This is a genomic window from Micromonospora chersina (assembly GCF_900091475.1).
Taxonomy (GTDB): Bacteria; Actinomycetota; Actinomycetes; order Mycobacteriales; family Micromonosporaceae; genus Micromonospora; species Micromonospora chersina.
Window position 1 is genome coordinate 2,520,980 of record NZ_FMIB01000002.1, and the last position, 24,733, is coordinate 2,545,712.

Below are 24,733 nucleotides of genomic sequence, written 5' to 3' on the forward strand. Positions count from 1 at the left end.
CCCGACCCGTCGCCCCGCCGGGCGCTTCCGCGGGGCGAAGTTACCACCCGGCCGGACGGCCCCGGCGTGGCGCGGTCCGGCTCGCCGGGCCTGCTGGTGAGCGCCGGACGCGGCCGTTTCCCGGCCCCGGAGGGGCCTTGTAGGGTACGAGCCATGCCAGAGATCCTCGACCAGGCCCGGACCCAGGTGCTGGAGAACGGCGTCGGCCTCGACGAGGCCGGCGTCCTCGCCGTGCTGAACCTGCCCGACGAGCACCTGCCCGCCGCCCTCCAGCTCGCCCACGAGGTGCGGATGCGCTGGTGCGGCCCGGAGGTCGAGGTCGAGGGCATCGTCTCGCTGAAGACCGGCGGCTGCCCGGAGGACTGCCACTTCTGCTCGCAGTCCGGCCTGTTCACCTCGCCGGTCCGCTCGGTCTGGCTGGACATCCCGGCGCTTGTCGAGGCGGCCAAGCAGACCGCGGCGACCGGGGCCACCGAGTTCTGCATCGTGGCCGCCGTGCGCGGCCCCGACGCGCGGCTCATGAAGCAGATGCGCGAGGGTGTGGCCGCCATCAGGGCGGAGGTGGACATCCAGGTCGCCGCCTCGCTGGGCATGCTCACGCAGGAGCAGGTCGACGAGCTGGTCGAGATGGGCGTGCACCGCTACAACCACAACCTGGAGACCTGCCGCTCCTACTTCCCGAACGTGGTCACCACGCACTCCTGGGAGGAGCGCTGGGAGACCCTGAGGATGGTCCGCGAGTCCGGCATGGAGGTCTGCTGCGGCGGCATCCTCGGCCTGGGCGAGACGGTGGAGCAGCGCGCCGAGTTCGCCGCGCAGCTCGCCGAGCTGGACCCGCACGAGGTGCCGCTGAACTTCCTCAACCCCCGCCCGGGCACCCCGCTCGCGGACCGCCAGGTGGTGGAGGGCAAGGACGCGCTGCGCGCCATCGCCGCGTTCCGGCTGGCCATGCCGCGCACCATCCTCCGGTACGCGGGCGGCCGCGAGCTCACCCTCGGTGACCTGGGCACCCGGGACGGCCTGCTCGGCGGCATCAACGCGGTCATCGTGGGCAACTACCTGACCACGCTGGGCCGGCCCGCGACCGACGACCTGAAGCTGCTGGACGACCTGAAGATGCCGGTGAAGGCGCTCTCCGCCACCCTGTGAGGACGACGTGACCGAGCTTGTCGAGCCCCCGGCGCCGGCCGGCGCCGTGGCGCCCCGCTGGTGCGACCGCTGTGGTGAGTCGGTCGCGGCAGGCCCGCACCTGGCGTGCGCGGAGGCCCGGGCGCTGGAGCCGCCGCGCTGGTGCGGGCACTGCCGGCGGCGGATGAAGGTGCAGGTCGTGCCGACCGGCTGGTCGGCGGTCTGCGTCGAGCACGGCGAGATCCGGGGCTGACGTGCTGCGGGGGCGGGCGGTGACGTTGCGGCCGGCGACCGACGCCGACGTGCCGGCGCTCGCGGCGATCCGGGCCACCCCGGAGGTACGCCGCTGGTGGCGCGGCGACGACGACCTCGCCGAGGCGGTCCGCGCCGACCTGGCCGACGACGACCTGACCGTCTACGCGATCGAGCACGACGGGAAGCTGGTCGGGGCGATCCAGTGGTACGCCGAGACCGACCCCGACTACCGCCACGCCAGCCTGGACATCTTCCTCGACCCGCAGGCCCGCGGCGCCGGCCTCGGCGGGGACGCCATCCGCACCCTCGCCCGCCACCTGGCCGACGAGTACGGCCACCACCGGTTCACCATCGACCCGGCGGCGGCGAACACCGCGGCCATCCGGGCGTACGCGAAGGTCGGGTTCCGGCCGGTCGGCATCATGCGCCGCTACGAGCGGGGCGCCGACGGCCGTTGGCACGACGGCCTGCTGATGGACCTGCTCGCCGAGGACCTGGCCGACTGAGTCGGCGGCGGGCGCGGGGGTTCCGGCGGTCAGCGGTCCCAGATCAGGTGCTCGCCGGGGAGGCGGCGGGCCCCCTCGGCCGGTCGGTGCGGGCTGAGCCGACCGTCCGGCATGAGGTGCGACACCGCCACCCCGCGGCCGAGCACGGCGACGTCGGCGATCAGCCGCCGGTGGCAGCGCCACCAGACGCTCTCGCTGCACATGACCGCCGTCGTCCGCCGCGCCGCGTCGGCCAGCACCTCGTCCAACGCGGCGTCGAACTCCGGCGTCCGGGTGTAGCCGGCGTACGCCCGGAAGGCCGCGACGGTCCACCAGGTGTCCGGCGCCGGTTCGCCGGCGCGGACGTGCCGGCGGCCGCCGAGGCGCGGCTCCCAGCGGTAGCCGATGCCCCGCTCCGGCAGCCAGCCCTCCAGGGCCTCGTGCCGGACGTCGGGATTGGTCCGGCTGGCCGGGTAACGCCGCACGTCCACCACGAGAGCGATCCCCGCGCCGGCCAGCAGGTCCCCGAGCCGGTCCCGGTCGGCGGCCCCGTGCCCGACCGTCAGCAACTCCCGATCCACCGGCCCAGCTTGCCCCGGGTCGCCGCCGGCCGCCGGTCAGCCGGGGCGCGACCCGCCAAGAGGGCGTGTCCGGCACCGCACGGTGCCGGACACGCCCCGGTGATCAGCAAACGGGTGTGACCTCGGACCAGGCCGCTCCCCTAGCGCTGCAGGGTCAGCACACCCGGCCGCCAGGGCAGCAGGTTGTAGTCGCCTCCCGCGCTGGGGTTCTTGCCCTGGTACAGGAACTGCAGGTTGCAGGCGTCGATGGTCTTGGTCTGGTCGGGGTTGGTCCGGACCAGGTCACCGTGGCTGATGTCGTTGGTCCACGTCGCGCCGCTGTTGGCCTTGCCGGCGAAGGGGTTGCTCTCGCTGGCGGCCTGGGGGGTCCACGAGCCGCTCAGGCTGTTGGACGTGAAGGACCGGAAGTAGCGTCCCTGGCTCCCGATCGCCTCGACGATCATGAGGTACTGGTTCTGGCCCGCCACCTTGTAGACCTCGACGCCCTCGAACAGGTTGTTCGTCGAGTCGGTCATGATCGTCGTGTAGTTCGAGCCGAAGCTGCCCGGGAAGTTCCCGAGCGGCATGCTCGACCGGTAGATCTTGCCGTTGTCCCCGGCGAAGAACAGGTACATGTTCTGGTCGTCACCGATGAGGGTCTGGTCGATGACGCCGTACGGGGCGTCCGGCAGGGTGGCCGTGGACAGCGTTTGCGCCGAGGACCAGCCGTTGGCGTTCGTCGGGTCGCTCGACGTCTTGTAGCTGAACGAGGTCGGTCCCCACTGGTACGCCAGCACCCAGATGTTCTTCGGGGCGAAGTACAGCAGCGTGGGCGCCACGGTGCCCTGGCTCATCCCGGTCTGGCCCGCCGAGGCCATGTCGGACCAGTTGGTGAACAGGCTGAAGTTCATCGAGCCGTACTGGCCGCTGCTGTTGACGTTCGACCCGTAGACCAGGTGCTTGCCGTTGTAGACCACGTTGGTGAAGTCCTTGAGCGAGACCCAGCCGTTCTGCGGGTTGGCCAGCGCGCCGGTCGACGACCACCGGTAGGTCGACGGGAGCGCGCAGCCGCCCGGCGGGGGCGTCGTGGTCGGCGGCGGCGTGGTCGGGGGCGTGGTGCCACCGAAGTCGGTCCGCCACTGCTGGTTGGTCTGCCCGTGGCAGTCGTACAACTGGATCTGCTGGCCGTTGCCGGTGCCCCAGACGTCGAGGCAGCGGCCGGACTGCACGCCGCTGATGGTGCCGTTGGAGTTGACGTTCCACTGCTGGTTCGACTGGCCGTTGCAGTCCCAGATGATGATTCCGGTGCCGTTGCCGGTGGCCGCGCCGTTCGCGTCGAGGCACTTGGTGCCGTAGACCATCAGCTGCTTGCTGGTGGTGTACGTCCACTGCTGGTTGGACTGACCGTTGCAGTCCCAGAGCTGGACGCGGGTGCCGTTCGTCTGCGTGGCGTTCGGTACGTCGATGCACCGGCCCGACTGCACGCCGACGATCCGGCCGGCGCCGCCGCTCGGCGGCGGTCCCGTGGTCGGGGTGGTGGTCGGCCCGGAGGTCGGGGCGGCCGCGTTCAGCGCGTTGAGGACCGAGGTGTACGCGGCCTTCTTGTTGCCGCCGCCGTCGAACAGCAGCGGGTTCTCGTTCGAGCGCCAGGAGTCGCTGTCGCGGACGCCCCACACGGTGATGCCGATGCAGCGCGGCACGTTCATGCACGCCTGGGTCAGCCCGGCGTACTGGCTGGTCGACGCGTTCGTGACGTCGACCTCGGTGAGGGCGACGTCGACGCCGAGCGCGGCGAAGCTGGATAGGGTGGTCTGGAAGTTGCTGGGCAGCGAGCTGCCGCCGGTGAAGTGGGTCTGCAGGCCGACGCAGTCGATCGGGACGCCGCGGGACTTGAAGTCCTGGATCATCCGGTAGACGCCCTGCGTCTTGCCGTAGGACCAGTTCTCGATGTTGTAGTCGTTGTAGCAGAGCTTCACCGACGGGTCGGCGGTGCGGGCGGTGCGGAACGCGACCTCGATCCAGTCGTTGCCGGTGCCCTGCAGGTTCGACTGACGGCGGCTGCCGTCCTCGTTGAACGCCTCGTTCACCACGTCCCAGGCGGCGAGTTTGCCCTTGTAGTGGGCCATCACGCCGTTGATGTGATCGATCATCGCCTGCCGCAGGCTGCTGCCGCTGAGGCTCTGCATCCAGCCCGGCTGCTGCGCGTGCCACGCGAGGGTGTGGCCGCGGACCTTCATGCCGCGCTGGGTGGCCCAGTTGTAGATCTGGTCGCCGGAGCTGAAGTTGAACTGGCCCCGCTGGGGCTCCGTGGCGTCCGGCTTCATCTCGTTCTCGGCGGTCACCATGTTGAACTCACGCCCGGCGATCGTGGTGTACGTCGAGTCACCGAGCCGGCCCGCGGCGATCGCCGTGCCGAAGTACCGGCCCGACTGCGCCGCCGCCGCGCCCAGCGTGGACGCGGCGGCGTTCGCCGACGGCATCATCACCGCGACGGCGGCCACCGTCACGGCGCTGACCGCGCCCGCGAGCAGCGCTCGGACGGCGGGCGACAGCCGTCGCCGACTCCCGCCGCGATGAAGGGATGGGCTCATTGCCATCGTGGCCTCCTTACCGGCCAACACCCAAGCAGTCTGGGCGAGGACGACTGGCGCTTTGTTAGGAAATATATCGACTTCGATGCTCTCACCGGCCATCCGACCGGACAACAACTTTCGGAAACTTCCGGAAGCAGCCCTGGCGCCCGGGTTCACCGGTTCGGCGACCCGGCGCGGCCGGTCACTCAGGTACGGTGACCGGCCGCGCCGGCCGGATGCCCGTCAGGAGACGGTGCAGGGAGAGCCGTTGAGGGTGAAGGTGGTGGGCCTCGGGTTCGTGCCGGTGTGGGTGCCGTTGAAGCCGAAGCTCGTCGACGCGCCCGGCGCCAGCGTGCCGTTGTAGGAGACGTTCGTCGCGGTGACCGCGGTGCCGGTCTGGGTGAAGTTCGCCGACCAGCCCTGGCCCACCTTCTGCCCGCTGCTGGGGAAGGTGAAGGCGAGCGTCCAACCGTTGATGGCGCTGGTCCCGGTGTTGGTGACGGTGATGTTCGCGGTGAACCCGGTGTCCCAGCTGCTCGTCGTCCAGGTCACCGCGCAGCCGCCGCCGGCCGGCGGGTCCGCGGTGGTGACGGTGAGCGGCGGCGAGGCCGTCGACACGTTGCCGGCCGCGTCCACCGCGACCACGGTGAAGGTGTACGCCGTGGCGGCGGTCAGCCCGGTGACCGCGAGGGTGGTGCCCGTGACCGACCCGACGAGGACGTTCCCGGACCGGTAGACCCGGTAGCCGGTGACGCCCACGTTGTCGGTGGCCGGACCCCAGGTGAGGGTGAGCCCGGTCGGGCCGACGGCCGAGGCGGTGGGCGTGCCCGGGGCGGTGGGCGGGGTGGTGTCCGGCGCCGGGGCGGCCGGGGTGGTCACCGTGAGGGCCGGCGAGGCCGCCGACCGGTTGCCGGCGCCGTCGCGGGCGCGCACCGTGAACTGGTACGTCCGCTCGGGCAGCAGCCCCGTCACCGCGAGGGTGTTGGTGGTGGTGCTGGTCAGCACGAGCGCGTCGCTGCCGGTCTGGGCGCGGGTGACCTCGTAGCCGGCCAGGCCGCTCCCGCCGGTGTCGGTGGAGGCGGCCCAGGTCAGGGTGAGGCCGGTGGCCGTGACGGCCGAGGCGACCGGGGTGCCGGGCACGGTCGGCGCGGTGGTGTCGGGGGTGGCCGGTCCGGGCTCCTCGCCCCAGACCCGCGCCCCGTCGGCGTAGAGCGGCACCTTCCGGTTGGGGCCGGCGGTGGCCTGGTACGACGGGTCGTTTGTGGGATCCCAGGTGCCGCCCTCGGGCACGCCGACCTTGAACTGCACCTCCATCCGGTGCTGCGACTGCCCTGCGGGCGCGATGGTGTACCCGGTGCAGTCGACCTCGACGTACCAGATGTCGGCGGAGAACTGCCGGGCCGTGGTGGGTGACGGGCAGCCCTGGGTGTAGCCGGGGGTGACCTGCACCGGGCCGGTGCCGTCGGGGCGGAAGTAGTAGCGGAACTTCGCGGTGGTCAGCGCCCGGGCCGGGAAGGCGGACTTGTTGTAGACGATCGCCTTGAGCCCGGTGGCCCGGGTCTCGGCCTGCATGACAGTGGTCTCCACGGTCAGCTCGTCCAGGTCGGGCGTCTCGGCGGTCGGGAAGCCGGCGAGCGGGCTGCCGCCGTACTCGGAGGCCAGCCGGGCCAGGGCGGAGGTGAAGCCGGCGTTGTAGTCGGTGGCGACCTCGTTCATGACGTAGTCGGAGCGGCTGTCGGTGTACGCGTCGTTGGCCGAGGACGGCCCGCCGACCAGCGCGCCGTAGAGCACGTGGCGGGTCTCGGTGGGCACGGTCTGGCTGTCCCACCAGGAGCCGTGCGCGGTGCGGTGGTGCGGGTTCTTCGGTGAGTTGGCCCCGAAGCCGATCAGGTAGCTGGAGTTGCGCGGGTTGTCCCCGAGCGCGTAGTTGATCTGCCGGACGGCGAAGTCGTGGTAACGCGCCTTGCGGGTGGCGTCGCTCGTCCGGTCGCTGTAGACCAGCGCGGCGAAGGCGGTGTTGGCGGCGTAGCGCAGGGAGCCCCAGGAGTCGAGGACGGCCTCACCGCCGGGCGAGTAGTTGACCCGGGAGCCGTTGACGCCGACGGTCCACCAGTCGAGCCAGCGGTTGGCGTCGTCGACGTACTTCTGCTTGCCGGTCAGGTTGGCCAGCAGCACGTACGCGCCGAACTGCTTGTTGTCCCAGGCGATCGTCCACTTGTAGGAGCGGGTGGTGGACTGCGGCTCGGTGCCGAGCTTGTCGTACTCGCTCTCCGCCTTGGTCAGGTAGGCGGCGTCGCCGGTGGCCCGGTAGAGCCAGACCGCACCCCAGACCAACTCGTCCTGCCACCCGCTCCACGACCGGTAGAAGCTCGTCGCGTCGGTGATGCACTCGTGGTAGCTCTTCCGCACCGTGTCGGCGAAGGTGTAGAGCTGCTTCGCGTGGCCGAGCAGCTTGTCGGCGTAGGCGGCGTCGGTGGGCCGGAACACCATCGAGGAGGCGGCCATGGCGGCCGCCGTCTCCCCCGCCAGGTCCGCGCCGCCACAGCTCGCATCGATCTTGTACGCGGGCCGCGCCATCGGCAGCACCTCGGCCGGCCCCCACCACTTGTGGTCGTCGTCGCCCTTGCCGACCTGGCCGTAGAGCATGTTGGGGGCGGGGTGCGCCTTCACGAAGTAGTCGTTCACCCAGCGCAGATTGTTGAGCAGGTGCGGCAGTTGGCCGGAGGCGGTGTAGCCGTCGCGGTACTCGACCGCGCCCCAGGCCAGCATTGTGGTGCTGAACGCCATGGGGAAGCCGAACTTCACGTGGTCGCCGGCGTCGTACCAGCCGCCGGTGAGGTCGAGGCCGACGTCCGCCCCGTCGTTGAGGGCCGAGTCGCCGCGCCAGGAGACCCGGTTCCAGGCCGGCTTCTTCCCGGACTGCTGCGCCTCGTAGAAGAACAGCGACTTCTGCAACGCCTCTGAGTAGTTGAAGGCGGGGGCAGCGGCGGCCGGTGCGGGCGGCGGAACGGTGACGGTCGCGGCCAGGCCGGCGGCCAGCGCGGCGCCGGTGGCGAGCAGCCGGCGGAGCCGGGACCGGCCACCACGGGGTGGCGGGGTCGGAACGGGCATGGCGAGCTCCTGTGGGTGGCGCCGCGCGGCAGCCGGACGGGACGGTGTCGGTGGTCCGGCTGCCGCGCGGCAGTGGTGGTGGGGTGGGCCCACAGAGGCGCGGGAGCGCTCCCATGGATAGTCGACAATGTAAACTCGATGTCGCGGGTTTGTGAAGACGGGACCTGCCGCCGGACCTGGCCGACCGGAGCGTCAAAGGCCTCGTCCGCGTTACGCCGACACGCCGCGCAAGTGGCTCGATCTGGCCCCGATTTCGGTCCTCTGGCGGGACATCGTCGCAGCTCAGGCCGTTCGTCCGATGTCGCCGGAGGGATGCCGTCATGAGATCATGTGCCGTCCCCTCTCCCGATCTCGGAGGATTCCACATGCCACAGCGTCGGCACGTGGCGCGCGCGGCCCTCACCGCCGCCGCCGCCACGGCGCTCCTCGGGCTGGCGGCCGCCCCGGCCTGGGCGACCGGCAACCCGCACAACCCGAATGGCGACAACGGCACCGTCAAGATCGACGGCGCCGAGTTCACCGACAAGGTTGACAACCAGCCGCACGTCACCTGTGACTTCGAGCTGGAGTTCTTCAACTTCGACCAGGACCAGAAGGCGAACATCACGCTCTGGGCGCAGGCGCCGTCGGCCACGCCGAAGGACAAGATCGTCTGGTCGAAGAGCGACGTGCTCATCAGCAACGACCCGGCGTCGGGCGCGGAGAACGACCACGACGAGGTCATCAAGCTCTCCTCGAAGGACCTCGACCTCACCGGGCTGAACCTCCAGCCGCAGCAGGGCTACCACATCAAGCTCGACGTGGACCTGACCGACGGCAAGGCGTTCGACGACAAGCACAAGGTCTTCTGGCTGACGCCGTGCGAGTCGACGGAGAGCCCGACGCCGACCCCGACCCCGACCACTCCGGGTGAGGAGACCCCGACCCCGACGCCGGGCGGTTCCGAGAACCCGTCCGAGAACCCGTCGGGCACCCCGGCGCCGGGCACCTCGGTCGGCGGCGGCGCGGGCGGCGGCAACGGCACCGAGGGCGGGCTGCCGCTCACCGGCGTGGCGGCCACCAGCATCTCGCTCACCGGCCTGGCCCTGATCGGCGGCGGTGTCCTCCTGATGGCGCTGCGTCGCCGCCGGGACAAGATCACCTTCACCAGCTGAGCCGGACTCCGGCACGGAACCGGCCGTCGGACCTCGGTCCGGCGGCCGGTTCCGCCTTTCCCGGGGCCACCCCGGCGGTCCACGCTCGATATGATCTTGGGGTGGACGCTCTCGACCCGACCCGCACCGCCGTCGTCCTGATCGACCTCCAGCGTCGCATCGTGGACCAGCCGACCGCCCCGCACACCGGCCCCGAGGTGGTCGAGCGCTGCCTCGCGCTCGCCGGGGCCGCCCGCGCCGCCGGGGCGACGGTGGTGGTGGTCCGCGCCGACCGGCCCGGCCCCGATCCGCAGCCGGCGGGGAGCGAACTGCTCCCCGAGGTGGCGCCCCGCGAGGGCGACGTGGCGATCGTCAAGCACACCTGGGGCGCCTTCCACGAGACCGGGCTCGACGCGGCGCTGCGCGAGCGCGGGGTGGACACGCTGGTGATCGGCGGGCTGGCCACCAACTTCGGCGTCGAGCAGACGGCCCGCATCGCCGACGAGATCGGCTACCGGGTGGTGCTGCCGCACGACGCGATGTCCGGGTTGGACGCGTACGCCCACGAGTTCGCCGTCGACTACGTCTTCCGCCGGCTCGGCACGGTCTGCACGACCGCGGAGGCGATCGCGGCGCTGGGCGGTTGAACCGGCCGGCGGGTTGATCCGTACTGACGGGTAACCCGGTCGACGCCGCCCGGAGCTGGATCACATAATCGACAACCTTCGATAACCTGCCCGCGTACCTCCAGGTCAAGGCCGTGGTGGTCGGGCCGCGACGTGTCGCGGCGGCGTGACGGGCGTCCTGGCATACGAGCGTACGGTTGCCCGCGCGCTCGGCCGCGCGGGACAGTACGCGACACCAGCGGTGCCATCGACGCCGCCGCTCCCCCGGACAACCCTGAGGAGATCGCGATGGCTCTCAGACTCGCCGACGGCACCTCCTGGTCCGACACCCTCGCCCGCGCGGTGGCCGCCGCGCCGGAAGCCTTCGGCACCACGCCCGACGGCGCCGCCACCCTGCACAACCTCGTCGAGGGCGGCTGGCGGGCGGTCGGCACGCCGAGCCCGGTACGCACCCCCGTCGACAACACCGTGCTGGTCAACCTGGCCCGCCTGGACGCCGAGGCCGCGCGCGGCGCGGTCGCGCACGCCGCCGCCGCGCACCGGGAGTGGGCGCAGACCCCGCTCGCCGAGCGCAAGGCCCGGGTCGACGACGCCCTGGACGCCCTCACCGCCCACCGCGACCTGCTCGCCATGCTGCTGGTGTGGGAGATCGGCAAGCCGTGGCGGCTGGCCTGCGCCGACGTCGACCGGGCGCTGGACGGCGTCCGGTGGTACGTGCAGGAGATCGACCGGATGCTCGCCGACGGCCGCGAGCCGCTGCCCGGCCCGGTCAGCAACATCGCGTCCTGGAACTACCCCATGAGCGTGCTCGTGCACGCCGAGCTGGTGCAGCTGCTCGCCGGCAACGCGGTGATCGCCAAGACCCCGTCGCAGGGCGGGGCGGTCTGCCTCACCGTGGCGCACGCGCTGATGCGCCGCGCCGGGCTGCCCGCCACCCTGCTGTCCGGCAGCGGCGAGGAGCTCTCCGAGGTCCTGGTCCGCGCCCCCGAAATCGGCGCGGTGGCGTTCGTGGGCGGCCGCTCCAACGGCGGCAAGGTGGCGGCGGCGCTGCTCGACTCCGACAAGCGGCACTTCATCGAGCAGGAGGGCCTCAACGCCTGGGGCATCTGGAACTTCTCCCAGTGGGACCTGCTCGCCGCGCACCTGAAGAAGGGCTTCGAGTACGGCAAGCAGCGCTGCACCGCGTACCCCCGGTTCGTGGTCCAGCGCGATCTGGTCGACGAGTTCCTCGACGTGTACCTGCCGGTGGTGCGGTCGGTCCGGTTCGGACACCCGCTCGCCGTGGGCGAGGACTGGTCGGCCGGTGACCCGCTGCCCGAGCTGGACTTCGGCCCGCTGATCAGCGCGGCCAAGGCCGAGGAGCTGCGCCGCAAGGTCGACGAGGCGGTACGCGGCGGCGCGGTGCCGCTGCACCGGGGCAAGCTCGACGGCGCGCCCTTCCTCGACGGGCAGGACACCTCCGCGTACGTGGCGCCGGCGGTGCTGCTCGCCCCGCCCGGGCGGTCCCGGCTCATGCACGCCGAGCCGTTCGGCCCGGTGGACACCATCGTCGTGGTGGACACCACCGACGAGCTGCTGGCCCAGATGAACGCCTCCAACGGCGCGCTGGTCGCCTCCCTGGCCTGCGACGACGAGGAGTTGGCCGGCAAGCTCGCCGTCGACCTCCAGGCGTTCAAGGTGGGCATCAACAAGCCGCGCTCCCGCGGCGACCGGGAGGAGCCGTTCGGCGGCCGGGGCGCGTCCTGGAAGGGCGCCTTCGTGGGCGGTGACCTGCTGGTGCAGGCGGTCACCGTGGGCGGCGACGGCCGGCTCTACGGCAACTTCCCGGACTACAGCAGCTACCCCGCGACCTGACCCAGGCCGACCGGGCCCGGACACGGACAGGGCCCCCGCACCGGGGGCCCTGCCGTGTCACCGTCCCCCGCATCGGAGGTCGGCCCAGGTGGCGCCGGAGAACCCGGCGCCGGTGTGCGGTGGCCCGCCGGCCGCCGTCCCGAGCCGCGCCGTTGCGGCCCGGGACGCGGCGCGACACGCCACCGTGGAGTCAGTACGACCGCCGCGACCGCGCCGTCGCGTCGGCCTGCCGGGGCAGCACGGCCCGGCGGGGGGCCAGCGGCACCGTGACGGTCAGCACGCTGCCGTCCCGTTCCACCGACGTGGGCCGGTGCAGGCCGCGTACGGTGCGCAGCATCGGGGTGTTCTCGGCCTGCACGTGCAGCAGCACGGCGGCGTAGCCGGCCCGGTCGGCGTGCCCGAGCAGGCGGCGCAGCAGGGCCGAACCGAGGCCCCGGCGCTGCCAGTCGTCCCGCACCAGCAGTGCCGCCTCCGCCTCGTCCCCCTCGCCGAGCAGGTTGGCCATCGCCACGACCGGCGCCGCGGCACCGCCGGAGCCGTGCGTGGCGACCAGGGTCAGCCCTTGGGCCGGTTCGAGCAGCCGGCGCAGCCGGGCCGGAGCCGGGTGCCCCGCCCCGCTCAGGTAGCGCCGCTGCCGGCTCCGGTCCGAGCACCCGGCGTGCAGCTCCAGCACGCCCGGCAGGTCGTCGGCGACGGCCGGCCGGACCGTCACCTCGGCCGTGTCGGGCAGCACCAGGGTGACCCGGTCGGCGTCCCGGCGCGCCACCGTGGCGGCCAGCTCGACCAGGGCCTGCGCCCGGGCGTACTCGGCCGGGGTGAAGCTCGGCTCCCGGCGGCGCAACTCGTACGAGCCGCCGGCCGGGTCGGCCAGCAGCATCGTGGTCTGGTCCACCCCGCCCGGCGGGGTGGCCGGCGTCGGCCGCCAGGTCACCGCGTCCGCGCCGAGCAGCACGCGCAGTGTCTCGCCGGCGGCGTCCGGGTCCCGGACCAGCCGGCCGGCCAGGCCGAGCACCCGGGTGGGCTGGTCGGCCAGCCCGCGCGCCTCGCTGCGCGCCACCCAGCAGTTCCGGCCGCGCCCCCGTTCGACGGCCGCGCGCAGGTCGGCCTCGGTGAGCCGGTCGGGCGCGTCGACAAGGAAGTCGTCGACCGCCCCCACCTCGGTGGTGTGCACCTGCACGGTGAGGATGTTGACCCCGCGCAACGCGAGGCTCGCCGTGAGCACCGACAGGTAGCCCGGCCGGTCGTCCACGGTGGCACGGATCCGCCACAGCGCCATGGTTCGCTCCCTTCCTCACCGTCGACCCTGCCGGCCGCCTGTTGCGCCCCCGTTGCCCACGGGTGAAACGGCGGGACCGGTCAGGTGATGGTGGTCACGGGTGGGGCGCCGACCAGGTCCAGGCGGTCGCCGAGGATCACCGCGCCGGCCCGGACGAGCTGGGCGAGCCGGTCCACCTCCGTGGCGTGGAACGCGGCGGCGGCGAGCGGCTCGCTGTGGTCCCGCGCCACCACCAGCACGAGGCCGGCCCGGCCGAACGGCGCGACCGCGTAGTGGTGCCCGTCCGGGGTGGTGATCGCCCGGGCCCGCAGCGGGGTGACCTCCGGCAGCCGTGGCGGGACCGGGGCGCGCCAGCTCGCGTGCCCGACCGTCGGCTCGCCGCCGTCGCCGCTGCGCGCGGCCCAGTCCAGCGGCACCACGGCGGCCACCGCCCAGTCCGCCGCGAGCAGCCCGGGCACCGCGTCGACAAGTGTGGCCACCCCGTCGGCCGGGTTCGCGGCGACCTGGGCGAGCAGTTCAGCGTCCTGGCCGGTGGTCGTCGGGGCGCCGATCGCCCGCCACACCCCGTCCACCCGGACGCCGGGGATCGCGGCCAGGCCGGCGAGCAGCCGCTCCACCCGGGCCGCGCCCGGCCAGACCACTGTGAAGTCGTCGACCGCCCGCCCGCCGAGCCGCTCCAGCACCACCACCTGCACGATGTCGGCGCCGGAGACGCCGAGCGTCCGGGCCACCTGGCCGAGCGTGCCCGGTCGGTCCGGCAGGGTCACCCGAACTCTCAGCAGCATGTCTGGTCCCTCCGCTCGGCGGGCCGGCCGTGGCGGCCGGCAGGCTGGGCCCCAGCCTGCCGGTTGACCATTTCGCCCCCGTTGCAGCGGCATGTCCCGCCGGGAACATCCCGCCTTGACAACAAAGCTGAGCTGCCATCAACTAACCGGATGACCGATCCGGCCGTCGCCGCACCGCAGACCCCGACCGGTTCGGCCCCGCGCGGGCTCGACCTCGACCGGCTCGCCGCGTACCTGGCCGCGCACCGGCCGGAGCTGGCCGGGCCGCTGTCGGCCGAGCTGATCGCCGGGGGCAAGTCCAACCTGACCTACCTGCTGCGCGCCGGCGACCGCGAGGTGGTGCTGCGCCGGCCGCCGCTCGGGCACGTGCTGGCCACCGCGCACGACATGGCCCGGGAGTATCGGGTGATCTCCGCGCTCGCCCCCACCGCCGTGCCGGTGCCCGACGCGCTGCTGCTCTGCCCCGACCCCGACGTCACCGGCGCGCCGTTCTACCTCATGGAGAGGGTCGGCGGCGAGGTCTACCGGCGCCGGGAGCAGACCGACGCGCTCACCGCCGGCCAGCGGCGCGACCTCGCCATGGCGATGATGGACACCCTCGCCGAGCTGCACATGGTCGAGCCGGCCGCGGTCGGGCTGGCCGACTTCGGCCGCCCCGAGGGCTACCTGGCCCGCCAGGTCCGCCGCTGGTCCGGCCAGCTGGACCGGTCCCGCAGCCGCCCGCTGCCCGGCATCGACGAGCTGCGCGACGCGCTCGCCGGCAGCGTGCCCGAGGGCGCGAACGCCGGCCGGATCGTGCACGGCGACTACCGGCTGGACAACCTGCTCGCCACCGTCGAGCCGGTGGCGGTGCGGGCGGTCCTCGACTGGGAGATGGCCACCCTCGGCGACCCGCTCGCCGACCTGGGGCTGCTGCTGACCTACTGGGACGTGCTGGGCGACAGCGACAGCGCCGAGGGCAACCCGGTCGCCGACGGCATCGGCCCGCGGGCCGGCTTCCCCACCGGCGCCGAACTCATCGACCGGTACGCCGGGCGCAGCGACGTGGACGTCGGGCCGCTGCACTGGCACGTGGCGCTCGGCTGCTTCAAGCTCGCGGTGATCTGCGAGGGCATCCACTACCGGCACACCCTCGGGCAGACGCTCGGCGGGGGCTTCGACCGGATCGGCGAGATGGTGGCACCGCTGGTCGAGCACGGCCTGCGTGCCGTCCGGGAGAAGTAGCGGGGTCAGGCCGAGGCGCGGTGGATGAGCTTCGTGTCCAGCAGCACGTGCGGGCTGGGCAGCTCCTCGCCGCGGATCCGCGAGACGAGCAGCCGGGCCATCTGCCGGCCCATCTCCTCCACCGGCTGGAAGACCGTGGTCAGCGGCGGCTCGGCCTGCCGGGCGATGGGGGCGTCGTCGAAGCCGATCACGGCCACGTCCTCGGGCACCCGGCGGCCGGCCTCGCGCAGCGCGCGGAGAGCGCCGAAGGCCATCAGGTCGGAGGCCACGAAGACCGCGTCCAGGTCCGGGCAGACCTCCAGCAGCCGGCGCATGCAGGCCGTGCCGCTGCCCTCGCTGAAGTCGCCGTACGCGATGAGGTCCGGGTTGAGGTCCCCGCCCGCGGCCCGGACCGCCTCCTTGTAGCCGGACAGGCGGGCCAGGCCGGCGCCCATGTCCTGGGTGCCGGCGATGGTGGCGACCCGACGCCGGCCGCGGGCGAACAGGTGCTCCACGGCCTGCCGGGCGCCGCCGACGTTGTCCACGTCGACGAACCAGGCCGGCTGGGCGTTGGGGTGCAGCATCCGGGCCGGCCGGCCGCCGAGCACGGTGGGCAGGCCGCGCTCCTCCAGCAGGGTGGGCAGCGGGTCCGCGTCGTGCAGCGAGAGCAGCAGGACGCCGTCCACGTGCTGGTTGGTCAGGTGGTGCTCGACCCGTTCCCGCTCGATCTGGGACTGCGCCATGGCCAGCCAGAGCTGCATGGGGGTCTCCAGCAGCGCCGAGCTGACGCCGCGGACGATGCCGGCGAAGAACGGCTCGGTGAAGACCCGCTCCCCCGACTCGGACACCACCAGCGCCACCGAGTCGGTCCGCTGGGTGACAAGCGCCCGCGCGGCCCGGTTGGGCACGTATCCCAGCTCGGCGATGGCCGCCTGGACGGCGGCCCGGGCCTCCGGGCTCACCTGTGGCGAGCCGTTGACGACGCGGGAGACCGTGCCGCGGCCCACGCCGGCGCGGGCCGCGACCGCGTCGAGGGTCGGGCGCCCGAGCGACCGCGTGCGCTGCGTTGTCATCGTCTGTGCTCCTCCGACGTCGGGCGGGCCCGGCACCTGTTGAGGCGTCGGCGCCGGGCCGCCCGTTACTGGCTGGCCCAGCCTATTGTGCGGCCAGGCCGTTGCGTCGGATCACATCGGCGTACCACCTGGCGCTGGACTTCGGGATCCGGACCTGGCTGTCGTAGTCGACGTAGACCATGCCGAAGCGCTTCGTGTAGCCCCACGCCCACTCGAAGTTGTCCATGAGCGACCAGGCGAAGTACCCCTTCAGCGGCACCCCGGCGCTGATCGCGGCGTGCGCGGCGCGCAGGTGCGCGTCGAAGTACGCCAGCCGGTCCGGGTCGTCGACCCGGCCGTCGACCACCGCGTCGACGAACGCGGAGCCGTTCTCGGTGACGTAGAGCGGCAGGTCGGTGTAGTCGCGGTGCACCCGCTCCAGCGTCTCCACCAGGCCCGGGGCGTCGATCTCCCAGTCCATGTCGGTCACCGGGACACCCCGGGTGACGAACCGGACGTCCCCGCTGCCCGGCCAGCACGACGGGGCCCGCCAGTACGCCTCCGCCTCGCCACTCCCGACCGGCGCGGCCACCACGTACCGGCTGTAGTAGTTGACGCCCACCATGTCCAGCGGGGTCGAGATGACCGCCAGGTCGCCGTCCCGGACGTGCCCGAAGTCGGTGACCTTGCGCAGGTCGGCGGTCAGGTCCGCCGGGTACGCCCCGCGTAGCACCGGGTCGAGGAAGAACCGGTTGGCCAGCCCGTCGATGCGGCGGGCGGCGTCGGCGTCCTCCGGCGAGTCGGTGGCCGGGGTGACCGGGTAGAGGTTGACCGTGATGCCGAGCTGCGCCTCCGGCCGGGCGGCCCGCAGCGCCTGCACGGCCAGCCCGTGCCCGAGCATGAGGTGGTGCCCGGCCCGGACCGCGTCGGCCCCGTCGGAGCGGCCCGGCGCGTGCACGCCGGAGCCGTAGCCGAGGAAGGCCGAGCACCACGGCTCGTTGAAGGTGGTGAAGTACTTCACCCGGTCGCCCAGGGCGTCGGCGACCAACTGGGCGTAGTCGGCGAACCGGCCGGCGGTGTCCCGGGCCGGCCACCCGCCGGCGTCCTCCAGCGGCTGGGGCAGGTCCCAGTGGTAGAGGGTGAGCCACGGCTCGATGCCGTGGCTCAGCAGCTCGTCCACGAGGCGCCGGTAGAAGTCCATCCCCTCGGAGTTGACCGCCCCGGCGCCGCCGGGCTGCACGCGGGGCCAGGAGACGGAGAAGCGGTAGGACTTCAGCCCGAGGTCGGCCATGAGCCGCACGTCGTCGGGCATCCGGTGGTAGTGGTCGCAGGCCACGTCACCGGTGTGCCCGGCCACCGTCCGCCCCTCGGTGTGACTGAAGGTGTCCCAGATCGACGGGGTGCGGCCGCCCTCGGTCGCCGCGCCCTCGATCTGGTACGCGGCGGTCGCCGCCCCCCAGAGGAAGCCGGGCGGGAAGGTCAGTGCCGCGCCCTGGTCGAGGACGCCGACGGCGGGCGGGCTGGCTGGGTTGCTCACGACTTGACGGCGCCTTCCATGATGCCGCCGATGATCTGGCGGCCGAACAGGATGAACACGATGAACAGGGGCAGGGTCGCGATCAACGTACCCGCGAAGATCTGGGAGTTGTCGGCGAAGTAGGCGGTGTTGAGGCTACGGAGGGAGATCTGGACGGTCGGGTTGGCCGGGTCGGCCAGCACCACGAACGGCCAGAAGAACTGGTTCCACTGCTCCATGAAGGTGAGCAGGCCGAGCACCGCGGCGGCGGGACGCAGCGCGGGCGCCACCACGTGCCAGTACACCTTCCAGGTGGAGCAGCCGTCGACCCGGGCCGCCTCGATCAGCTCGTTCGGCACGGCCTGCTCGGCGTACTGGCGCATCATGAAGATCCCGAAGCCGCCGATGAGGAACGGCACGGTCACCGAGGGCATGGTGTTCAGCCACTCGAGCTTCGCCATCAGGATGTAGAGCGGGAGGACGCCGAGCTGGATCGGCACCATCATCGAGGCCAGGATGATCAGCAGCAGCGCGTTCTTGCCCCGGAAGCGAAGCTTGGCGAAGGCGAAGCCGGCCAGGGAGCCGAAGAACACCGTGGCCACGGTGATCGTCCCGGAGACCAGGAACGAGTTCAGCAGGCCCTTGACGATGTTGGCGTCGCCGTTGTCGAGCACCCGTTGGATGTTGTCGCCGAGCTTGCCGCCGGGCAGGAACGGCGGCGGCCAGGAGTTGGCCGCGTCGTTGGTCCGCGAGGCGATCACGATCATCCAGTAGAACGGGAAGAGCGACAGGATCACCCCGAGGACCAGCCCGAACCAGGTGAGCGGGCTGGCCTTCCAGAGCCGCTCGGCCTGGTGGGCGGCCCGGGCCGGGGCACCCGGCCGGGCGGGTGGGCGGAGCGTGGTGGTCGTCATCTCGTCACCTCACTTGTCGGAGCTGATGCGGCGGGCCAGCAGGTAGTTGACCGTCGACATCAACGCGATGAGCACGAAGAGCACGAGCGCGACCGCGCCGGCGTAGCCCCACCGGAAGCGCTGGTTCATGACGTCGAGCAGGTACATCGTGATGGTCTGGAACTGCCCCTCCGAGCCGCCGGAGAGACCGCCCGAGCCGCTGGTGAACAGCAGGGGCTCGGTGAACAGCTGGAGGCCGCCGATGGTCGAGATGATCAGCGTGAAGATGATCGTCGGGCGCAGCTGCGGCACGGTGATCGACCAGAACTGCCGGCGCCGGGAGGCGCCGTCCAGCGCCGCGGCCTCGTACATGTCCTTGCTGATGGACTGCATGGCGGCCAGGTAGATCAGGGCGTTGTAGCCGACCCAGCGCCAGTCGACCATGGTGGAGATGGCGAACCAGGAGGCGAAGCGGTTCGCGCGCCAGTCGATCGGGTCCAGGCCGACGGTGTCGAGCACCCAGTTGACCAGGCCGAAGTCCTTCGCGTAGATCATCGAGAAGATCAGCGCGACCACGGCGGTCGAGGTGATGATCGGCATGGCGATGGCCATCCGGAAGAAGGTCTGCGCGCGCAGCTTCCGGTTCAGCGCGTTGGCCAGCACCAGCGCCAGCATGAGCTGGGGCACGGTGGAGAGCACGAACATGCCGAACGTGTTCACCACCGCGTTCCAGAACTGCGGGTCGTCGGTGATGAGTTCGACGAAGTTGTCCAGCCCGACGAAGGAGATCGTCGGGTTCAGCGGGGACCGGTCGGTCAGCGCGATCCACACCGTGTACGCGATCGGATACGCGCTGAACACGGCGAAGATCACGAAGAAGGGCAGGACGTAGAGGTAGGGCGAGTACCTCAGGTCCAGCCGGGTCAGCGAGGTGGCGCGGCGGTGCGCGGGACGGCCGGCGCGGGACCGTCCGGGGTCGGGTGGCGCCGCGGCGTGCAGGTCGAGGCTCATGGGGAGTCCTTCTCCTCGGCCGGCGTCACCCGCCCACACGGGCGACGCCGGGGCTCTCCGGGCACCGCGGGTGGCGCCGACAGCGGGGCTGTCGGCGCCACCCGCGGGCGGGTCGGCCGGATCACTTACCGGCGGCCGCACCGTTCTTCAGCGCCGCCTGCCACTGCTCCTCGGCGGTCTTGCCCTGCTCCACGGCGCGGAGGCTGTTCTCCACGGCGGTGCGGACGGCGTTGTTCTTCGGGCCGAGGTAGACCGGCTTCAGCTCGCTCGCGCCGGCGGCGAAGATCTTGCCGACCGGGGCCTTGCTGAAGTAGTCGTTGGTCGAGTCGGCCACGGCCGGGTCGGCAAGCGCCTGCGGCGAGGAGGGCAGGTTGCCGACCTTCTTGAACGCCTCGGTCTGGCCCTTCGCGCTGGTCAGGAACTTGGCCAGCTCGGCGGCCTCCTTCTGGTGCTTGCTCGACTTCGGCACGGCCAGGAACGAGCCGCCCCAGTTGCCGCCGTTGCCGGGCGCCTTGGCGATGTCCCACTTGCCGGCCGCCGCGTCACCGGCCTGGCCCTTGATGACACCGGTCATCCAGGCGGGGCAGGCGATGGTGGCGAAGGTGCCGTTCTTGAAACCGGCGTTCCACTCGTTGGAGAAGGACTGCAGGTTGTTCGACAGGCCGGCGGCGATCATCTTGGTGGTGAGGTCGTACGCCGACTTGACGTCCGGGTTCTCGCCGATGACCAGCTTGTTGCTCTTGTCGTAGTAGGTGTAGCCGGTGCCCGCGCCCGCGGTCTGCATGAGCACCACGTTGTAGAAGTTGGTCGCCGAGTCGACGAACTTGTGCTTCTTGTCGGCGGCGGCGAAGCGCTGGCCGGCGGCGATGAACTGGTCCCAGGTCGGCCACAGCGCGCCGACCTGCTCGCGGTCGGTGGGCAGGCCGGCGGCCTTGAACAGGTCGCTGCGGTAGCACAGCGCCATCGAGCCCACGTCGGTGCCGAGGCCGAGCACCTTGCCGTCCGGGGTGGTGCCCTGCTCCCACTTCCACGGCAGGAAGTTGCCCTTGAGGTCGTTCGCGCCGTGGTCGGCGAGGTTCACGAACTTGTCGGCCTGGGCGTAGAACTGGACGATGGTGCCCTCCTCCAGGGCCACCACGTCGCCGGCGCCCGACCCGGCGGTGATCTGCTGGGTCAGCCGGGTGTTGTAGTCACCGAGGCCGAGACCCTTGCCGCGCTCCTGGATCTTGACGTTCGGGTGCTCCGCTTCGTACTGCTTGTAGAGCTCGTCGTAGCCGAAGCCCTGGTCGCCGAAGACGTCGACGACCAGGGTCACCGGGCCGCTGCTGCTGCCGCCGCTGTCCGACGAGTCGTCGCCGCAGGCGGTGGCGGTGGCGAGCACCGCGACGGACGCGAGCGCGATGGCCGCGAAACGCCGACGGCGGATTGGGACGCTCATCCGAGACCCCTCTTTCGGTGGTGAGGCGATATCTGTGTGGTGGGGGGTGCTGTGGCGCGTCTCGCCGCCACCGGCCGAGGCGGCCGCCGGAGGCGACCCGGGAGCGGGGCAGGGATGAGACCCACGCCACTCGCGGGAGCGCTCCCATGAGATTGCCGGCACGTGTCAGGGGTGTCAATAGACCGATGGGAGCGTTCCCAGATCGTTACCGCATCGACCGGGGTGGCCCCGGAGGGCGACCCCGGTACGCGGTCAGCAGAAGCGGCGCAGCAGGGTGGTGGCCCGGTCGGCGGCGAAGAAGTCCGGCTCGAAGCCGGCGCCGGCCCACTCCCGCATCATCCGGTGCTCGGCGTGCCCGGGGTCGGCCAGCGCGGCCAGCAGGACGGCGTACCCCGCCGGGCCCCCCACGTCCTCCGGCGGGCAGGCGCGCTCCCCCTCGACACAGGCCGGGTAGCGCTCGTCCGGGTCCGCCGCGCACACGTCCTCGACCACGAGGTCGTGCTCCCACCAGTCGCCGAAGTCGTAGGTGTAGCGGAACCGGTCGCCCTTGCCCACGACCGCGTCCAGCCGGACGTCCAGCTCGTCGCGGAGCGCCAGCTCGCCGTCCGGGTCGGGCTCGCCGTACTGCCGGCCGTCGATGTCGAACGAGTGCAGGTGGCAGTCCCGCCAGCCCATCGCGTGCTGGACCACCCGGTGCAGCCGGTCCAGGGTGTAGCCGCCGGGGACCAGCACCCGCCGCCACACCGGCGGTCGGACCCCGGCGAGGGAGACCTTCAGCTGGAAGATCTGACGCGACATGCTGTCCCATCCTTCCTCGGCATAGGCTGCCAACATGATCTGCCGAGCGTGCCGGGAGCGACGGCACGACGACTGTCCAGGCCGGAAGTGGTGCGACTGCCAGCACCGTACCCCCGAACCCACCCCTCCGGTCACCGGTCCGGCCGGCGAATGAGCGTCGGAAGCCCGATCGAACGGATCTGGCCGGCACCCGTCACCGGGCCGCTGACCGACCCGGAACTCGCCGCGCTCTACGGCCGCGCCCCGCACCCCCACCTGCGGGTCAACTTCGTGGCCAGCGCCGACGGCGCGGTCAGCCTGGACGGCTACTCCGCCGGGCTCTCCGGCGAGCCGGACAAGCGGGTCTTCGGGCTGCTGAGGATGCTCTGCGACGGCCTCGTGGTGGCCGCCGGCACGCTGCGCCACGAGGGCTACCGGGCGGTCCGGCTCGGCGAGGCGCGCCGGGCCTGGCGCCGCGAGCAGGGCCTGACCGACTATCCGACCCTCGTTGTCGTCTCCGGCTCGCTGGACCTCGACCCGGCCCAGGCATGCTTCGCCGACGCGCCGGTCCGGCCGCTGGTGCTCACCGGCACGACCGCCGAACCCCCGCCCGGGCTCACCGAGGTGGCCGACCTCGTCCGGTGCGGCGGGGAGCGGGTCGACCTGGCCGCCGGCCTGGCCGAGCTGCGCCGCCGCGGGCTGGGCCAGCTCCTCTGCGAGGGCGGGCCGCACCTGTTCGGCGCGCTCACCGCGGCCGACCTGGTGGACGAGCTCTGCCTGACGGTCGCGCCGCTGCTCGCCGGGGCCGGTCCCGGCCGGATCACCGCCGGGGACGCCAGCCCGCCCCGGCACCTACCGCTGCGCCACGTGCTGGCCGCCGCCGACGGGGTGCTGATGCTGCGCTATGCCCGCGACCCGGGCGGGCCGCCGCCCGCGGGCGCCGCCCCGGCCGCCTGACCGCACCGTCCGGCACGGTCGGAAAGGGGTACGCGGACAGCCTCACCCGGTCCGGCGGAGCGGGCGGCCGCCGGCCGGCGTGCGGGGGTCAACCGGCCGACGGAGCGGCCTCTCCCGGCAGGGAGTCCGGCAGCCCGAACGCCGCGACGTGTTCCGCGCCCAGGAACGAGGTGATGCCGGCGATCCGGTCACCCCGCAGCGCCAGCACGTCGACCGACCACGGCAGGAAGGGGCCGGTCCCGCCCCGGCGCAGGTAGCCGGCGACCGCCGGTTGGCCGTTCGCGCCGGTCGTCACGTGCCGCCAGCTGCCGCAGGGGCCGAGCGGCGCCGACCGGGCGAAGTCCAGCACCGCGGCGAGGCCCCGGTACCAGTGCGGCATCGGCGGCATGGACCAGGTGACGTCCTCGGTGAGCAGGGCGACCAGGGCGTCGGCGTCGCCGTTCTCCAGGGCGGTGGCGTAGCCGGTGACCACCTCCCGCAGTCGGACGTCGTCCAGCATTCGCAGGGTGCGCTGCTGGGTGGCGGCGGGTGCCCGCTCGGCGAGCGACCGGCGCGCCCGCGCGAGCGCCGAGTTCACCGAGGCGGTCGAGGTGCCCAGCATGGCCGCGATCTCCGCGGCCGAGTAACCGAGGACGTCGAAGAGCAGCAGCGCGGCGCGCTGGTTGCCCGGCAGGTGCTGCACGGCGGCCACGAAGGCCAGCTCGACCGCCTCGCGCTGCTCGTACCGCGCGCCCGGGGCGACGGGAGCGGCCGCCAGGCCGGTGTCCGGGTAGGGGCCGAGCCAGGCGACCTCGTGGTCCGGGTGGCTGTCCGGCACGGCGGTGTCGCTGGCCGGGCCGAGGTCGACCGGCAGGGCCCGCCGCGCGCGGCCGGCGATGGCGTCGAGGCAGACCCGGGTCGCCACGGTGTAGAGCCACGAGCGCAGCGAGCCGCGTCCCGCGAAGGCCGGCAGCCCGCGCCACGCCCGCAGCAGCGCGTCCTGGAGGGCGTCGTCGGCGTCGTGGACCGAGCCGAGCATCCGGTAGCAGTGGGCGTGCAGCTCCCGGCGCAGCGGCGAGACGAGCGCCGTGAAGGCGGCCTCGTCGACCGGGGCCCGGTCCGGAGATCCGGCGGCGGTCGGGGAACTGACGCTCACGACCGACGATTCTGCCGCAGCGCCGGAGTCAGGAAGGTGAACGGCTCGCCCGTCACGACTCTGGAGGACCCGATGAACAGCATGTCCACCGCGCCCGTCACCACCGGCACCCTGGCGGTGCCCGACGGGCGGCTGTACTACGAGGTGCGCGGGCGGGGGCCGCTCGTGGCCCTGGTCGCCGCCCCGATGGACGCGGACGCCTTCGCGCCGCTGGCCGACCTGCTGGCCGCCGACCACACCGTGCTGACCACCGACCCGCGCGGGATCCGCCGCAGCGTCCTGCACGACCCGCACCGGGACTCGACTCCCGAGCTGCGCGCCGACGACGTCGTCCGGCTCCTCGCGCACCTCGACGCGGGTCCGGCCGCCGTGCTGGGGTCCAGCGGCGGCGCCGTGACCGTCCTCGCCCTGGCCCAGGCCCGTCCTTCGCGGGTGCACACGGTCGTCGCGCACGAACCGCCGCTGCTCGGCCTGCTGCCGGACCGGGAGGACCTGTTCGCCCGCGAGGCCGACATGATCGCCACCTACCGGGCCGGGGACCGGCTCGGCGCCGGGCGCAAGTTCCTCGCCAACGCGAACATCCACCTGCCCGAGGAGGTAATCCTGGGCATGTTCGGCGGCGAGCCCGACCCGCAGGCGGCCGCCGACGAGCACTACCAGTACCTGCACATGATCCGTGGGACGACCGGGTTCCGGCCCGACGTGGCCGCCCTGCGCGACGGCCCGACCCGGGTCGTCGTCGGCCTCGGGGAGCGGTCGACAGGTGAGGTGTGCGACCGCACCTCGCGGGCGCTCGCGGCGGAGCTGGGCACCGCGCCGGTGATGTTCCCGGGCGGGCACGTCGGCTTCGCCGAGGACCCGCCGGCCTTCGCCGCCCGGCTGCGCGAGGTGCTCGCCGGCTGACCCCTCCGGCACGGCGACGGCGGGCGCGGGGACGCCGGGGTGGCGTGCCCACGCCCGCCGTG

The 24,733-nt window shown here is 72.8% G+C and carries 21 protein-coding genes; 9 read left to right on the forward strand and 12 right to left on the reverse strand.

Going from position 1 to position 24,733, the window contains the following annotated elements; genetic code table 11:
* Positions 1-153 precede the first annotated feature (153 nt).
* From bioB to GA0070603_RS11470, 3 genes are read left to right on the forward strand one after another with little or no spacing between them, the layout of a single operon-like run.
* On the forward strand, positions 154-1,149 hold the full coding sequence (gene bioB, locus GA0070603_RS11460) for a biotin synthase BioB (RefSeq protein WP_091311526.1): 996 nt from the start codon (positions 154-156) through the stop codon (positions 1,147-1,149).
* Positions 1,150-1,156: 7 nt separating this feature from the next.
* Positions 1,157-1,381: a biotin synthase auxiliary protein BsaP gene (gene bsaP, locus GA0070603_RS11465; RefSeq protein WP_091311529.1), complete on the forward strand. Its 225-nt coding sequence runs from the start codon at positions 1,157-1,159 to the stop codon at positions 1,379-1,381.
* A 1-nt stretch (position 1,382) separates the two neighbouring features.
* Positions 1,383-1,889: a GNAT family N-acetyltransferase gene (locus GA0070603_RS11470; protein WP_091311533.1), complete on the forward strand. Its 507-nt coding sequence runs from the start codon at positions 1,383-1,385 to the stop codon at positions 1,887-1,889.
* Between the two features lie 29 nt (positions 1,890-1,918).
* Here GA0070603_RS11470 and GA0070603_RS11475 read toward each other — a convergent pair whose 3' ends face one another.
* From GA0070603_RS11475 to GA0070603_RS11485, 3 genes are all read right to left on the reverse strand, one after another.
* Positions 1,919-2,449 (reverse strand): DUF488 domain-containing protein, encoded by a 531-nt coding sequence (locus GA0070603_RS11475; RefSeq protein WP_091311537.1) that lies wholly within the window; start codon positions 2,447-2,449, stop codon positions 1,919-1,921.
* 140 nt (positions 2,450-2,589) lie between these two features.
* The gene (locus tag GA0070603_RS11480) at positions 2,590-5,025 is read right to left on the reverse strand and encodes a non-reducing end alpha-L-arabinofuranosidase family hydrolase (RefSeq protein WP_091311541.1); all 2,436 of its coding nucleotides are present in this window, start codon (positions 5,023-5,025) and stop codon (positions 2,590-2,592) included.
* A gap of 219 nt (positions 5,026-5,244) precedes the next feature.
* On the reverse strand, positions 5,245-8,112 hold the full coding sequence (locus GA0070603_RS11485) for a glycoside hydrolase family 9 protein (RefSeq protein ID WP_091311545.1): 2,868 nt from the start codon (positions 8,110-8,112) through the stop codon (positions 5,245-5,247).
* Positions 8,113-8,477: 365 nt separating this feature from the next.
* On the opposite strand from GA0070603_RS11485, the gene GA0070603_RS11490 reads away from it, so the two are divergent.
* The 3 genes from GA0070603_RS11490 (at position 8,478) to GA0070603_RS11500 (ending at position 11,725) form a co-directional block, all read left to right on the forward strand.
* Positions 8,478-9,266, forward strand: coding sequence for an LPXTG cell wall anchor domain-containing protein (locus GA0070603_RS11490; RefSeq protein WP_167544537.1), 789 nt, complete (start codon positions 8,478-8,480; stop codon positions 9,264-9,266).
* Between the two features lie 101 nt (positions 9,267-9,367).
* Positions 9,368-9,892, forward strand: a complete 525-nt coding sequence (locus tag GA0070603_RS11495) for an isochorismatase family protein (RefSeq protein WP_091311552.1) — start codon at positions 9,368-9,370, stop codon at positions 9,890-9,892.
* A gap of 267 nt (positions 9,893-10,159) precedes the next feature.
* On the forward strand, positions 10,160-11,725 hold the full coding sequence (locus GA0070603_RS11500) for an aldehyde dehydrogenase family protein (protein WP_091311555.1): 1,566 nt from the start codon (positions 10,160-10,162) through the stop codon (positions 11,723-11,725).
* A gap of 190 nt (positions 11,726-11,915) precedes the next feature.
* Here GA0070603_RS11500 and GA0070603_RS11505 read toward each other — a convergent pair whose 3' ends face one another.
* On the reverse strand, positions 11,916-13,001 hold the full coding sequence (locus GA0070603_RS11505) for a GNAT family N-acetyltransferase (protein ID WP_091311559.1): 1,086 nt from the start codon (positions 12,999-13,001) through the stop codon (positions 11,916-11,918).
* An 80-nt stretch (positions 13,002-13,081) separates the two neighbouring features.
* Positions 13,082-13,786: an ACT domain-containing protein gene (locus tag GA0070603_RS11510; RefSeq protein ID WP_091311563.1), complete on the reverse strand. Its 705-nt coding sequence runs from the start codon at positions 13,784-13,786 to the stop codon at positions 13,082-13,084.
* Positions 13,787-13,936: 150 nt separating this feature from the next.
* On the opposite strand from GA0070603_RS11510, the gene GA0070603_RS11515 reads away from it, so the two are divergent.
* On the forward strand, positions 13,937-15,010 hold the full coding sequence (locus tag GA0070603_RS11515) for a phosphotransferase family protein (protein WP_091311566.1): 1,074 nt from the start codon (positions 13,937-13,939) through the stop codon (positions 15,008-15,010).
* Positions 15,011-15,015: 5 nt separating this feature from the next.
* Here the strand turns inward: GA0070603_RS11515 and GA0070603_RS11520 are convergent, their stop codons facing one another.
* The 6 genes from GA0070603_RS11520 to GA0070603_RS11545 all read right to left on the reverse strand — a co-directional run bounded on the left by GA0070603_RS11520 (position 15,016) and on the right by GA0070603_RS11545 (position 21,697).
* Positions 15,016-16,062 carry a LacI family DNA-binding transcriptional regulator gene (locus GA0070603_RS11520; protein ID WP_091311570.1) on the reverse strand — a complete coding sequence of 349 codons (1,047 nt, stop codon included), beginning with the start codon at positions 16,060-16,062 and terminating at the stop codon, positions 15,016-15,018.
* Between the two features lie 82 nt (positions 16,063-16,144).
* Complete coding sequence (locus GA0070603_RS11525) at positions 16,145-17,578, reverse strand: GH1 family beta-glucosidase (RefSeq protein ID WP_091311574.1); 1,434 nt, start codon at positions 17,576-17,578, stop codon at positions 16,145-16,147.
* Positions 17,575-18,471: a carbohydrate ABC transporter permease gene (locus GA0070603_RS11530; protein WP_091311578.1), complete on the reverse strand. Its 897-nt coding sequence runs from the start codon at positions 18,469-18,471 to the stop codon at positions 17,575-17,577. The genes GA0070603_RS11525 and GA0070603_RS11530 overlap by 4 nt, the downstream gene beginning before the upstream one ends.
* Before the next feature lie 9 nt (positions 18,472-18,480).
* The gene (locus GA0070603_RS11535; protein WP_091311582.1) at positions 18,481-19,461 is read right to left on the reverse strand and encodes a carbohydrate ABC transporter permease; all 981 of its coding nucleotides are present in this window, start codon (positions 19,459-19,461) and stop codon (positions 18,481-18,483) included.
* Positions 19,462-19,582: 121 nt separating this feature from the next.
* On the reverse strand, positions 19,583-20,899 hold the full coding sequence (locus GA0070603_RS11540) for an ABC transporter substrate-binding protein (protein WP_091311586.1): 1,317 nt from the start codon (positions 20,897-20,899) through the stop codon (positions 19,583-19,585).
* 252 nt (positions 20,900-21,151) lie between these two features.
* Positions 21,152-21,697: a plasmid pRiA4b ORF-3 family protein gene (locus GA0070603_RS11545; protein WP_091311590.1), complete on the reverse strand. Its 546-nt coding sequence runs from the start codon at positions 21,695-21,697 to the stop codon at positions 21,152-21,154.
* A 150-nt stretch (positions 21,698-21,847) separates the two neighbouring features.
* Between GA0070603_RS11545 and GA0070603_RS11550 the strand changes: the two genes are divergently transcribed.
* Positions 21,848-22,633 carry a pyrimidine reductase family protein gene (locus tag GA0070603_RS11550; RefSeq protein WP_091311594.1) on the forward strand — a complete coding sequence of 262 codons (786 nt, stop codon included), beginning with the start codon at positions 21,848-21,850 and terminating at the stop codon, positions 22,631-22,633.
* Between the two features lie 88 nt (positions 22,634-22,721).
* On the opposite strand, the gene GA0070603_RS11555 is transcribed toward GA0070603_RS11550, so the two are convergent.
* Positions 22,722-23,768 carry a sigma-70 family RNA polymerase sigma factor gene (locus tag GA0070603_RS11555; protein ID WP_091311597.1) on the reverse strand — a complete coding sequence of 349 codons (1,047 nt, stop codon included), beginning with the start codon at positions 23,766-23,768 and terminating at the stop codon, positions 22,722-22,724.
* Positions 23,769-23,840: 72 nt separating this feature from the next.
* Here GA0070603_RS11555 and GA0070603_RS11560 point away from each other — a divergent pair, with 72 nt between their 5' ends.
* Complete coding sequence (locus GA0070603_RS11560) at positions 23,841-24,671, forward strand: alpha/beta fold hydrolase (RefSeq protein WP_091311599.1); 831 nt, start codon at positions 23,841-23,843, stop codon at positions 24,669-24,671.
* Positions 24,672-24,733: the final 62 nt, after the last annotated feature.

Excerpts from the sequence above, each read along its gene's own strand:
- bioB (WP_091311526.1), top strand. The coding sequence starts at position 154 with ATGCCAGAGATCCTCGACCAGGCCCGGACCCAGGTGCTGGAGAACGGC.
- GA0070603_RS11480 (WP_091311541.1), bottom strand. The coding sequence starts at position 5,025 with ATGGCAATGAGCCCATCCCTTCATCGCGGCGGGAGTCGGCGACGGCTG.
- GA0070603_RS11485 (WP_091311545.1), bottom strand. The coding sequence starts at position 8,112 with ATGCCCGTTCCGACCCCGCCACCCCGTGGTGGCCGGTCCCGGCTCCGC.
- GA0070603_RS11490 (WP_167544537.1), top strand. The coding sequence starts at position 8,478 with ATGCCACAGCGTCGGCACGTGGCGCGCGCGGCCCTCACCGCCGCCGCC.
- GA0070603_RS11500 (WP_091311555.1), top strand. The coding sequence starts at position 10,160 with ATGGCTCTCAGACTCGCCGACGGCACCTCCTGGTCCGACACCCTCGCC.
- GA0070603_RS11505 (WP_091311559.1), bottom strand. The coding sequence starts at position 13,001 with ATGGCGCTGTGGCGGATCCGTGCCACCGTGGACGACCGGCCGGGCTAC.
- GA0070603_RS11510 (WP_091311563.1), bottom strand. The coding sequence starts at position 13,786 with ATGCTGCTGAGAGTTCGGGTGACCCTGCCGGACCGACCGGGCACGCTC.
- GA0070603_RS11515 (WP_091311566.1), top strand. The coding sequence starts at position 13,937 with ATGACCGATCCGGCCGTCGCCGCACCGCAGACCCCGACCGGTTCGGCC.
- GA0070603_RS11520 (WP_091311570.1), bottom strand. The coding sequence starts at position 16,062 with ATGACAACGCAGCGCACGCGGTCGCTCGGGCGCCCGACCCTCGACGCG.
- GA0070603_RS11530 (WP_091311578.1), bottom strand. The coding sequence starts at position 18,471 with ATGACGACCACCACGCTCCGCCCACCCGCCCGGCCGGGTGCCCCGGCC.
- GA0070603_RS11535 (WP_091311582.1), bottom strand. The coding sequence starts at position 19,461 with ATGAGCCTCGACCTGCACGCCGCGGCGCCACCCGACCCCGGACGGTCC.
- GA0070603_RS11540 (WP_091311586.1), bottom strand. The coding sequence starts at position 20,899 with ATGAGCGTCCCAATCCGCCGTCGGCGTTTCGCGGCCATCGCGCTCGCG.
- GA0070603_RS11545 (WP_091311590.1), bottom strand. The coding sequence starts at position 21,697 with ATGTCGCGTCAGATCTTCCAGCTGAAGGTCTCCCTCGCCGGGGTCCGA.
- GA0070603_RS11550 (WP_091311594.1), top strand. The coding sequence starts at position 21,848 with ATGAGCGTCGGAAGCCCGATCGAACGGATCTGGCCGGCACCCGTCACC.
- GA0070603_RS11560 (WP_091311599.1), top strand. The coding sequence starts at position 23,841 with ATGAACAGCATGTCCACCGCGCCCGTCACCACCGGCACCCTGGCGGTG.